Raw genomic sequence first — 12,935 nt, 5'->3', positions numbered from 1 at the left:
GGTTATTACAACGAGAGTTTATGACCGCAGTGTGAAACTTAAATTAATGATTTCCTTCTTCGATGAGGGTTTCTTGGGTTACCTTGGCAATATCTTTGTCTTCTTTGGTTAATTGTGTTCGTTGCCAACGACCAGCTGCGAACCAAAGATAAGTAATGATCGCCACAAGCACATTTGTAATAGCAAAGGAATACCAAATTCCCTGCGGTCCAAGTGAGGTATGCTTAGACAAAATATACGCTGCAGGAAATTGAATAACACATTGCGAAAGTAGTGACACAACCATTGCATTAAGCATGTTTCCTGAAGCCCTAAATGCAGCAACCACACAAAGCTGCACGCCTATTCCGCCCCAAGTTAAACACATAACGCGAATGAACTCTGCGCCACCAGCAATCACAGACTCATCATCAGGAATGAAAAAAGCCACAAAGTATTCAGCAAACAGATAAGCTACAACGCCCACTAAAGTTAGGCCTAGTAACCCCCACAGCGAGGCTAAACGTGTTATTTGTGCTGCACGCTGTGGATTTCTTGCCCCCATGTTTTGACCAACCAAGGTTGAAACAGCCATTGAAAGACCCATTGCAGGGATCATCACCATTTGTAAAATATTAGAACCAACACCATAAGAGGCAATGGTGTGTGTACCAAAGCTGGCAACCAAAAACGACATAATGATTAAGCCAAAGGCTCGCGCAGAAAGTTCAACCGAGCCAGGAGCCCCTAAAAAGAAGGCTTGTTTCATATATTGCCAGTCTGGTTTAAAGCTTGAGAGTTTAAGTTGGATGCCGTGGCGGCCTCGCAAAAACACCCATACCCCGATTGCAGCCGCTAAGCTTTGCGTGATTAGTGTGGCTAGTGCAGCCCCCATTACGCCAAATCCAGCAAAGTCACCAAAACCAAAAATCAGTAAAGGGTCGAGCACAAAATTGAGTAATACAGTAGCGCTTACAATATAAAGCGGTACCTTGGTTTGCCCTATGCCACGCATTAAGGCTTGAAACATGGCATAAATAAATACAAACACAACGCCAATAAAAGATACATGCATAAATTTAAGCGCATCACCAAACACTTGATCTTCAACACCTAATAAAGTCAAAAAGTAAGGAGAAAGCACATAGCCTATTAAACCAAGTATGGTTGCGGTAATTGTCACCATTAACATAGTTTGTGCAGCAACATGGTTTACCTTATCTTGCTGACCAGCTCCCATGTATTGAGCGGATAAAATAGCGCCCGCCATTGCCAAACCAGAGCCAATAGCAATCACCAAAAAGGTAACTGGCATACTGACAGAAACGGCAGCCACTTGTTCTGCCCCTAAGCGCCCTACCCAAAATGCATCGGTCAACTGATAAGCAGACTGCAAAATATTGATTAAGATGATCGGGATACCTAATTTAAGTAACGCTTTTGAAATCGAGCCATGAAGAAATAAGTGCTGCGGATCAGCCATGAAAAACACCTAATAAGCAAATAACACTGTTAGTTTACCAGCCGCAACTGAATATAGAGTCAATAAGAGTCAATCTTTTTTTTGCTGTACCTGTTTAAAAACTTAATCTAAATCAATAAATGGCTTCACTTAGTTCAAACATTTTTGAAACTTTGATCTAGAACAGGTTTTGTCCGCTTCAAGTTAGTAATAATAGCCTCAACCAAATAAGACAAGTAGTTCGCGGAGAACAACATGAAAACTAAATTAAGCATTGCATTACTTACTTCACTATTAGCACTCTCTCCTGTTGCAAACGCAAACTTAAGCGTGAACGTAGGTGCAATTAATGTAAACCCTGATAACGACAGCTCAAAAATCAATGAAGCACCAACGTTAGGTCTACGTGCAGATGATGATACTCAGCTAGGTATTACTGTAGATTATGCGCTTGATGACAATTGGGTAATTGAATTAGTAGCAGCAACACCTTTTAGTCATGATGTTCAAGGTGCAGGTGGTTTAGCAGGTAACAAAATTGCGAAAATCAAACATTTACCACCAACACTTTTAGCGCAATACCACTTCTTAGACTCAACTTATAAGTTCCGTCCATTTGTGGGTGTAGGCGTAAACTATACTGTTTTCTTTGATGAAGAGCCTTCAGCTGCACTAAAAGCAACACTAGGCACTGACGATGTAGAAGTTAAACTAGATGATTCATTTGGCTTTGCAGCTCAAGCTGGTTTTAACTACATGATGAGTGAAAACTGGGGCCTACATGGCATGGTTTCACTAATCGACATCGATACAGACGCTACCGTTTATGCAGATGGTGCAAAAGCATTAACTTCAACTGTAGAAATCGACCCAGTTGTTGCTATGTTCGGTGTGAAATACAAATTCTAACTTTCATTTTGTGAAAGCCCATACGCACAAAAAGGCCATTTATTGGCCTTTTTTATTTCCATTCATTTCCTAATACCAAATTGCTATTTGTCTAAATTTTAAGACAAATTCTGCCAACCAATAAATTTGAACTACACTTAAAACTTAAGCTACACCTTTATCATTGGTTATTAAGTCACCAGTACAAAATATCATCAAGACTATGCCCGAGCGCATGCAATATCTGAATTTTCAGAGCTGGTCAATTGTTGTCCCTATTAGCCAGCAATTATAAAATAACCATAATAATTTTGACGTATAGAATGTAAATTGCGTGATAACGAGGGGCGTTAGTTGAAAATATTTTTTAATTCTTTAGTTCTGCTTACGTGTCTTAATTTCACTGCATGTAAAGTAAAAGACCCGAACGAAGATAAACCAGATGAGCAAACGCAGGTCGCAATCAGCGATCGCGAAAAGCTGCTTGCTGGTAGTGCAAATATTTCTTTTACGATCACCGATGAAAATCAAACACCTCTAAGCAATATCAGTGTTACCTTAGCTGGGCAAAGCTATCAGTCTGATAGCGATGGTACTATAAGTGTTAGTAACCTTGCTTATGGCAATCATGCGATTATGATTGAGCAAACCGGATTTTTTCCGCGTGCAAGTATTGTCGTTAATCAACCAGACTCATCGACAACTACAGTTCAACTCCAAACTAAAGCATCGAGCAGTAAAAGCCTCTTATTTGCTGGCGATACCATGTTTGGCCGTCGTTACTTAGATCCCAATTTAAAAACCATGGGCACGTCTATTCCCGATGTAACTGATGCCTTGATCCATCCAGATACAGCAGGGCCAGACAGCATTGCAATTACTGCTGATGTCGCAGCCCTATTTGAAAATGCTGACTTTGCATCAGTTAACCTAGAATCGCCAGTGACGACTAATCCAGCAACCGTCCATCCAACCAAAGAGTTTAGCTTTTTTAGTCTACCCGATTCACTGCAAGGGCTAACCGAGATAGGCATAGACTATGTTGGTCTTGGTAATAACCATATCTACGATTACTTGCAATCCGGCTTAGAAGATACCCTCATTGAAGTAAGCAATGCTGGCTTACTACATAGCGGTGCAGGACTTGATGAAACCCAAGCAATGACCACAGTGAGTAAAACACTTGAAGATGTAACGCTCGTGCTTTTTGCCGCCACTTCAATCACAGGTACAGAACACGAATACAGCTACATTGCTGATACTGAAAAAGGCGGTGCTGCAAATTTAACCAACTCGGATACAGTTAAATCTTCACTAGAAAAACAGGATTCTTCACTAGAAAAACAGGATTCTTCACAATTTATCATTGCCCAAATGCACGGAGGTGATGAATACACCTATTCTCCTTCAAGCTATATTGGCAGCCGGTTTGAGGCATTATCAAAGCAAAATACAGATCTCCTTATTGCTCACCACCCCCATGTAGCGCAAGGCTTTGCTGTCTATAACGATATTCCTGCTGTACTCGGTCTTGGTAATTTCGTATTTGACCAACCTCGCCTTGATACCTTACTCGGTGTTGCTGTGATGGTCGATTTAAACACAGAAACGCAAACCGTCAACCGGGCTTTTGCTTATCCTATTTTTGTTGAAGATTATAAACCACGCTTTACAGCCGGTTTTTTAACTCACTACTTATTAAGACGCCTTGCTGAGTTTTCTGATGACAATATCACTTTAATTCCTCGTGATAATTATGGTGAAGTCTATTTTAGTCAAAATCAGGCAACAAAAAGCACGACAGACGTCACTATTGAGGTAAATAGCAATAGTGACATTATTGACTTGCGACAATACGCCCCTTCATCAGCCGCATTCGTATCCGAGATCGAAGTAACCAGTGACGAACTCAGTAGTATGGTCTTTGGCCGCGACATAATGGTGTTTGGTGATTTTGAAGATTGGGATAACGACAGCGAGGCGTTTGAAGTAAGCCGCTGGGATCACACCAGTGACAGCGTTTTTCCATGTACAGACCAACCTTATGCTGGCATTCAAGCACTTTGCTCAAGTCGTGACGAGTTCGATAATACGCCATCGATAATACCGTTTAGACATACAATGCGAGTGATGGAACTAACAGATGAAAATGGCGATCCACTTCTGAGTAAAGACTTCTCATTTTATGGTTATTTACAATCAGAAAATGGTGGAAAAATTGATGCTCTATTAAGTTATACAACCGAAATAGACGATCTTACTTTTTCACAACATAAAATAGATGTAAGTGAAGGCGGTGACCAAGCATGGCATGCATTTAGCCATGACTTTAGTTTACCGTCAGATGAGTTCACTTTAGGACCAAAAGAACTTCCACCAAGAGGTGTGAAACTGCAATTTAGACATTATGCACCAAGTACAGGTGAAGCAATCTCTCGCTTAGATAATGTTGCACTAATTAGCTGGCAAGATGCTATCAGCTTAGATAATGGACTATGGCAAACCGAGAAAATGCACGGTTTTGACTTTTTAAAAATCTCAGCAAGTGATGATACGAGTGTAAAAATTACGTTCACATTACTTGATTAAGGAGGAGATGTGTCTGCTGTTCAACAATTGTTGCGTTTAAAAAACTTGCGCGCATTTTGGCTTACTTTAAGCTTATTTTGTGTGGTCTTGTTAAGTAATATGTTCAACCTCTTTCAGGCGAGCAATGCTTTTTTCTATCAAAATTTAGAGTCACTAAGCCACACTCAACAAACTAATGTTGTACTTATTACCAGCGACCGCTTAACAGACAACCACCAGCAACTCGTTGAAAAATTGGTTGAATATCAACCTCGCGCGATTGTAGTGCTGGCTAATGAAACATTAGTCGCACCAAAACTAGACAATGTCTATTACCCATACGCTGAGGGAGAATATTGCGTACCACAAATTGATAATTGGGCTACTTACCAAATGCGCATTCCTCAATCAAATGAGCTTGAATGCAAAAGTATTTGGCAGCAAATATTTAATTATGATGCAGAACACGTTCAACTTATTGACTTTGATTTAGCTGTCACTGCGCTGCCAAAATTTAGTGCTGAACGGGTGCTAAATGTTGACGTAATGAGTGAGCAACTTGAAAATAAGATTATTATAATTGGTCAAAAAGCGGCCGCTTTTAATGTCTTTATTCACGCCCCAAAAGTCGACGGCTTAAATGATCCTTTATTACTGATAGCCTATCTCGCTGACAGTATTGATAAACAAACAACTGTAAAACAACTAAATAGCTTACTGACTATTTTTATTGAGCTTGCGCTTGTTTTTGTCCTACTCTTTAGCTTTCAAAAACTGTCGCTCATATATTCTTTTATTATTGCCTTAAATAGCGTGCTGCTATGGTGCTTATTGGGCTATTTTTTCATAGAATTTAATCAACTTTTCATCCCAATCGGACAATACACAGTATTGACATTTATCACCTTTTTTTGGGTAATTGTTGTTCGAAAGATCTCTGAAGATAACGAGCTGAACACTGTTGTGAACAATATTCAGCAAAAAATGATGGGCCGTTTTATCCCACAAAGCTTTATTGAGCAAGCCTCGCCGTGGGATCCAATCATTCAATTAATTAGCCAGCAGCTAGACTTAGAAAAATCAATTTTCCTTGCCCGAAAAGAAGATGATCATCGTGTTGTTGAAATTCGTGCGATAAATTGTAATTTAGATGATATTCAAGAGATGCGTCGTGATTACAAGCGCACTCCTTACAGCAAAGCGTTAAAATCATTAGGGGTTGTACAAATTACCCGCCCCTTCTTTACACATATTAAAGAAGGTGAAATCGAATTTATGGCGCCCTTGGTTTATGCCGGTGACGTCCGCGGCTTTTGGGCACTATCTGTTATCCCTAACAAATACTTCAATCAGCAAGCGTTTGAAAAAAACGTCAATAAATTCGCAGCGCAAGTTGCTGAATTGCTTTTCCATTATCATATATTTAAAACCACTCAAGCGAGTAACAATAGCTTATTAAATCAATTACTAACCTTAAAGCTACATGAGCCGATTAGTGAGCAGGTTAAACAATCTATTAATGAAATGGAGCAAAAGCTAACAACCTTAGAAATGGTGTTTAATCACACCCGCTCTGCCACTGTTTTATTTAATTTGTTTGGTCAAGTAATTCAAACAAACGCATCCCTCGAACAATTTGCCAAGCAGCACCAACTTGCTATTTTTGAAATGACGGCACTAGACCTACTTTGCAAAAGCTGTGATTTAGACGCTGAAATTGCTAAAGGGAAATTGCGCTATATCACTCTAAACAAAGCAGAAGTAGCCTTACCAGCTAAGTTTGGTGAGCAAGACTATACCTTAAATATTAAAGCCCTACACACTGACAGCTCACAAGCGGCATCCGGTGAGCCTTTTCAAGTATCAGGTATATTATTTGAATTTATCGATAACCATGTAGCTCGTAATGAGGGGCAAGGTTAATGGATTTTGTGTTAGCACTCTTCCCTGCAGGTAGTGGCCTTGGTCAATCTGTTATTACAACAGTTTGGGTAGGCACTGCAGTTGTATGCTTACTTAACTTGCGCTTCGGCTTTCCATTAACAGGCCTTGTAGTACCCGGTTATATCGTTCCTTTGTTAATAATTAGTCCGACCTCTGCGGCAGTTATTATCATTGAAGCTATTGTTGTATATGCCTTAATGCGTTTCAGCGCACATTATATGATGGAAAAATTTGGCTATAGCCAAATGTTTGGTCGTGATCGTTTTTTTGCCATCATATTGATAAGTATCCTAGTTCGAGTATGTATGGATACCTTGTTTTGGCCGTTAATTGCAAACCAATTAAGTCGCTGGGATATCACCTTTGATTATGCTTCACAGCTCTACTCTCTTGGTCTGATCATTATCGCTTTAACAGCTAATGTAATGTGGAACGGAGGCTTTAAATATGGCTTAAAAGTAACCTTTATTCAGTTACTTATTACCTTTATTCTCGTACGTTTTGTGCTCATGCCTTTCACAAACTTTAGTATTGCTAACTTGGGTATTATGTACGAAGCAGTAGCTGCATCGATTATTGCGGCTCCCAAAGCCTATATCATCCTAGTTATTACCGCTTTTCTTGCCTCTCGGGCGAATATTAAGTACGGCTGGGAGTTTAACGGTATCATGCTACCAGCACTTCTTGCCCTTCAACTTACTCAACCGAGTAAATTACTAACCTCATTTGCTGAAACAGCCATTATTTTGGCCGTTGGCGGGTCACTTATTCATTTTACTAGGCTTAGACACGCCAATATTGAAGGTGCCAGATTATTGATGCTGTTCTTCACTATCGGCTTTATTTATAAACTAATTCTTAACTACATTGTGGTCTGGTATTTCCCTGCCATAAAAGTGACCGATACTTTCGCGTTTGGTTATATGTTAGCGACCTTACTTGCTTTAAAGATTTATCAAAAAAACGCCTTAGGTCTTGTCGTCAGAGCAACATTACAAACTTCGATAGTGGGTGGTGTACTTGCCATTATCGTTGGCTTTATTGTTATGCTAATTCCTTCGATACTATCTAAGCCGAACCTTAAACCCGAAACTGAAATTCAACATGATATTACGCTTAATCAGCAAGTTAGTCAGTATAAAAGTTACCTTTATACTAGTCGTAGTAATAAAGTTAGTGTAAGTAGTTATAAAGCAAATCAAGCCGTTGCTGAGTTTAAGTATGCTGTTTATCAGCTTAATAAGGCAATCATTAAACAGCAAGATATCGCTGAGCTCTCACCTTTATTTTCTAGCATTGGCTTTTTACTGCAAGGTGATGAAAACTATATTTATCTGATTGATACAATTGAAGATAGGCAACGCGGACTGTTTGTTTTAAACAAACAACCTAAAACCCCTTTATTAGTCACCGTGCCATTTCCAATTACTGAAAGTTTAGCCAGTGATTCTGCGGCCCTGATTTTCGAACAGCTACAAAGTAAAGCTTTGGTATTTGGTACAAGTAAAACGCCACAAAAGACCTTAGCAAAAGAAAATCAACAAAGCCCATTTTATCAGGCGTTTATCTCTGCATTGGAAGGTACAGAGATATTGCAAATTCGAGAGGCCAACCGCCATACTGCTACTTTGTTTTCAGACAAAACAACACATGCAAACAGCCAATATTGGATCTATAACCAATTACCAAGCTCAGTAAGTCAGCGCGAGCTACATGATTTTGTCGGCAGTGAAACAACCTCTTTTGGCACGGCAACGAGTAGCAGCCTACCTTCTTCAAGCTTTTCTGGTTCAATGTTCGAAATGTTTTTAGATGGTGATAATTACACCAATATTTTAGCCAGTATATACCGTGATAATTTCAATTACAGTAATCTACAGTTGAATGAATTAAATGAAGAAATTAATCAAATAGTTGATATTTATTCGATTCACATAAGCAAAAAAGGCAGTTTTGACTATCAACCACTTTCTAATAGTCAGGTCGCACTTTGGGAGTTTGAAGTCTTAACGCCACTTTACAAGCTGATTGCTCGCATTGGTAATGATGCGCTGACTGAAGATATGCTAAATCAGCTAAAACAAATTAATGGCACCGCACAGCTTTTAAGCTATCAATTAAGGCTTGTGAAAAACAACAGTGGCCGTTATTTACTACTGAGCCCGCTAGATACTCCTGCTGCATTACAACAAGGCCAAGGCATATTCCTATTTAATTTGACCGAGCACGAAGCAATTACCTTAAGTGTCCCTAGACCTTTATTTGAAAGTAATACGTTAAGCTTTGCCAGTGAGTTATTTGCTAAGTCGAACGCTGCTAACCTACTCGTTGCAGGAGCGCACCCTTATGCACATCCACAAGCAAATGTATTAGCTGCAGATAATGTTGCTTCTTTATTCAATATTATTCACCAAAGCTTCTTACGATTTACACAAAACCAGCCTAGCTTGAATATTCAAATTCGCAGCCATAGCGCACCTTCATGGATACGTCCAAATGCAATCGCATTCTCAACAACACAAATAAGCGATACTGCGATTCCATTAATGAAGCAAATTAATAATGAACTCAATGCGTTAGGTGTCAATTATCAAACAGTCATGGGGCAACAAGCCACTCGCGGTCTCGAGATTGGTAGCTCTCCGCAATCCGGTTACCAGCAGTTTAATGCCAATAGTGAGCTGGCAACCTTGTGGCTAGCTTCAGACTTTAAACAACAGTTTTCGATGGATCAAAGTAGTGTGTTACAGCGTTTATTAGCTATTTCGAGTAACTCTAAGGTTAAGGTAATAAACCTTGCCACTCTATCGCCATTTAACTGGCAACCGTTGGATGTTAACAAGAAGCAACAGCTACAAACCCTTGTAAATAACTATGTCGCTAATCAGCGTCTCACATCATTGCGAGATTTTTGCCTCCAAATCCCCGCTTGTAGTTTACAAACCATCAAGCTGGAACACCTTGATAAATTCGCACTAATGATAAAGCAGAACAATAACATCCTTGCGATCTATAACCCGACAAACAATCAACTGATTGATGTAAAAGCATTTAACCTGCTAATGGGAGGAGGTCAGCGTGTATTTAATTAAACGCTTATTCGCCCTATTACTTATTTTGACATTACTTTTCGCTATATTTTTTGCAGGGCGCAGCTTTTTAGTGTGGCTAGACTCAGCAGAGCCCGTGGATGCACGTAGCAATACCGAAACGCGATCTAATGTACAGTGGTTAAGTAGCGAAAAGCCACTGCGATTTACATTTTCTAATCAGCGAACTCATTCTTTACGAATTCTCTCGAATGCCGTGTTTGACCAATCTGTGTTTCTTGAATTACCGGTCAATTACGCAATTAAATACGTTCTTTATGACGATAAAGGTAATGTGATTTTAGATAAAATTTACCATCACGCTTCAAAGCTAGTTAACAATAGTGAAGAACAACAGATCAAACAAATAATAGAGAATAAACAATCACTAAACGTTGCTTCTGGACAGTCTTTTTATTTGCCAATCACTCATTATCCAAATGCCAAAAGTCTTGATTTAACGCTGATCCCAGAAGAAAAATCACTACAAGGCGTGGTTGTCCGTGTTCATGCAAAAACTCCTGAGCAAAATATCGACCCACTCAACAGCTGGCTTAAACGCCCTCTAGAAAGGCGAAGACGTGCCACTGACTATTTAACTATGGGTGAAAACACACTAACCAGCGCTGAAATTAGTAATGCGATGGCATTTTGGTGGCAAAAAATTGCACCTCAAGGGATCCCTGGTATCGACTTTAAATCTGACATTTTGTATGAAACTCTGCCTTACAATGTCACTACATATGACTTTAGCATGCAGCAGCATGACTTAGGCGCTTATTACACTGAACTTGGCCTTTGTGCCAGTATTACACTTGATGTGACTGACAGCCTTATTTTCGCCGTTAACTCAGAGCAGCAATTACCATCGCTAACTTGGTATGATAAACATCAGTTCAAGGCGCCAATACCGATTAGTGTATCTCCAACCGATAGCAAAAATAGCTATAAAACAGAGCTTATTGATCCAGGCCTGGTCACCATTTGTAGTGAAGAACCATTACTGACTAATTGGCGAACAGCGTCAAGCACACCAATTTTAACGAGTTATGCAGGCAGCTATTTGGTGAACGAATTTGCCAGTGTAGATTTTGATATAGAGCCAAATAGTAATCTCAATATTGACGTTCGTGCATTGCAAAGTAGTCAGCTTAACGTGGTTATTTATGATGAACGTAACCTAGCAATAGAAGATTACACCGTGACTTTAAAAGGTGAAGTGTCAGACTTCGACCGATTGATCACCGATACAACTCAAAGACAGCGTGTCGGTATGCTCAATAGTTACTATTTACGTGCCCCAGATAATGCTCATCATCTGAAAATTAGCGCTGAAAGAGATGTCTACGTTCGACTGAAATCTCGGTTAGCAGATTTCAATTATCAACGAACAATTTCTCATCAATATCTACCTGAGCCAATCAATGGTTTTTACGATATAGCCGCTTGGTATGAACAAAGAGCTGCAAATCATTATGAGTTAACGCAGCTAGCACATTTTACTAATATCCGTACTTTTACTCCGCCAAAAGAGCCGGATTTAGTGACAACTTTTTATCAATCTAAAGAGCTCTTTGCAAAGCTGCCATTATCAAATGTCGCTTTAGTGCTAAGTCCTGATCGCTATTTTATGCCGAAGTTACCTCCGCAGGTGTTTAACTTTGGCTTATATAACAAAAATAACTATTCACCTTATGACGACTCTGAGGACAATAGTTTAGTTTATCGCTTAACTAATAAAAGCAGCAAAGAAGTCGCGGTGTCTGAGCTATCGGTCGAGGCATTACAACAATTACAGTCACAGGCGAAAACTATTTACCAAAATTGGTATGGAAATCGCCCATGGATAAAGCAACGCATTTACCAGCTTGATAAAAATACCCCTTTGACACTTGATTTCACAAAGCAACAGCGCCCGATGAGCTTAGTATTTAAAGTGTTTCGTTCAAATAGCAGCGAACCTGTAGAGTTATCGCTTACACAAAATGCCGACTACAAAGCAGGGCTGACCAGTGAATACAGCATCGCTAAACAACGCTTTATGCTAAATCAATCGGCATTACTCGATGCTTTTTTAATTCACCCAAAAAATAGTCAGTTAACAAGCTATCCCAGCGTTACTCAAACAATCACTAATGACATTGCTGAGTTACATTCCCTAACACTACAAACAACTGACACGGTGTGGGTTTCTATACTTGAGGAATATCCTTTGCAGGAGCAAAAAGTAAGGTGGTGGAACCATGAAAACTAAAATAATGATGATTATAGTTTGGCTCTTTGTATCTACATGCTACGCAACACCTAGTTTAAATGAGCTTACCTTGAGCTTAAAGTTATGGCTTGTTGATCAGCAACAGACTCCCAGACACTTTAATGCCAACCAAGGTGCTCTATTTGCAAATGAATCTTTAAATTCCGGTGGTGAAATTCATTATAAACAGCAAGGTGAAAAGTGCATTGCTTATGCACCACATCGCTTTCATGACAAACACACACATACTATTGCAAAGGCACTATATGCACACTGCCAAGTATTTTTAAGCAACACTAAACACCGCAACGACCGTGATGAGCATGGAGAACTTATTGACTTTGGTAAGTATAAACCAAGCGCGAGTAATGCCTTTATTCTTGCATACTCTGAACATGTTGAGTCATTTTCGATTTATCAGATCCATGGTTACGCAAAAGAAAAAAGGAAGACTCCAGAGGGTAAAAAAGCTGATGCAATTATAAGTAATGGTCATGCAATACCTAGCAAGCGAACGATTGCAATCACAGCCTGTTTAAATGAACAGCTAGATATTACAGCTATGGTTTATGGCCTTGATGTTAAAGAACTTGGAGGCACCACCAATATTCTTGCATCGCTGGCTCCTAACAACAGTCAGTTTTTCCATATCGAGTTAAGTCGCCAGTTGCGTGAGCGATTAGTTTCTAATAACCAGCTATTTAAGTTGTTTAACCAATGCCTTATTTCATAATTGCTATTATTTTACTGC

7 protein-coding genes are annotated in these 12,935 nt (G+C 39.5%); 6 read left to right on the top strand and 1 reads right to left on the bottom strand.

The features are described 5' to 3' along the window. Positions 1 to 43: 43 nt before the first annotated feature. Complete coding sequence (locus tag EXT43_RS11055) at positions 44 to 1,462, bottom strand: MATE family efflux transporter (protein ID WP_130166990.1); 1,419 nt, start codon at positions 1,460 to 1,462, stop codon at positions 44 to 46. A 234-nt stretch (positions 1,463 to 1,696) separates the two neighbouring features. On the opposite strand from EXT43_RS11055, the gene EXT43_RS11050 reads away from it, so the two are divergent. From EXT43_RS11050 to EXT43_RS11025, 6 genes are all read left to right on the top strand, one after another. After that, positions 1,697 to 2,350, top strand: coding sequence for an OmpW family outer membrane protein (locus EXT43_RS11050; RefSeq protein ID WP_054561921.1), 654 nt, complete (start codon positions 1,697 to 1,699; stop codon positions 2,348 to 2,350). 333 nt (positions 2,351 to 2,683) lie between these two features. Beyond that, the gene (locus EXT43_RS11045; protein WP_130166989.1) at positions 2,684 to 4,918 is read left to right on the top strand and encodes a CapA family protein; all 2,235 of its coding nucleotides are present in this window, start codon (positions 2,684 to 2,686) and stop codon (positions 4,916 to 4,918) included. A 9-nt stretch (positions 4,919 to 4,927) separates the two neighbouring features. Further along, a complete protein-coding gene (locus EXT43_RS11040) occupies positions 4,928 to 6,820 on the top strand; it encodes a hypothetical protein (RefSeq protein WP_130166988.1) in 1,893 nt (630 codons plus the stop codon). Further along, a complete protein-coding gene (locus EXT43_RS11035) occupies positions 6,820 to 9,933 on the top strand; it encodes a poly-gamma-glutamate biosynthesis protein PgsC/CapC (RefSeq protein WP_130166987.1) in 3,114 nt (1,037 codons plus the stop codon). The genes EXT43_RS11040 and EXT43_RS11035 overlap by 1 nt, the downstream gene beginning before the upstream one ends. After that, the gene (locus EXT43_RS11030) at positions 9,920 to 12,184 is read left to right on the top strand and encodes a hypothetical protein (RefSeq protein WP_130166986.1); all 2,265 of its coding nucleotides are present in this window, start codon (positions 9,920 to 9,922) and stop codon (positions 12,182 to 12,184) included. Before EXT43_RS11035 ends, EXT43_RS11030 begins: the two co-directional genes overlap by 14 nt. Next, the gene (locus EXT43_RS11025; RefSeq protein ID WP_130166985.1) at positions 12,174 to 12,917 is read left to right on the top strand and encodes a hypothetical protein; all 744 of its coding nucleotides are present in this window, start codon (positions 12,174 to 12,176) and stop codon (positions 12,915 to 12,917) included. The genes EXT43_RS11030 and EXT43_RS11025 overlap by 11 nt, the downstream gene beginning before the upstream one ends. Positions 12,918 to 12,935 lie beyond the last annotated feature (18 nt).

Source organism: Pseudoalteromonas sp. CO109Y (assembly GCF_004208935.1).
GTDB classification, from domain to species: domain Bacteria; phylum Pseudomonadota; class Gammaproteobacteria; order Enterobacterales; family Alteromonadaceae; genus Pseudoalteromonas; species Pseudoalteromonas shioyasakiensis.
The sequence above is the reverse complement of the archived record's forward strand: the minus strand, read 5'-3'. Positions and strand labels throughout refer to the sequence as shown.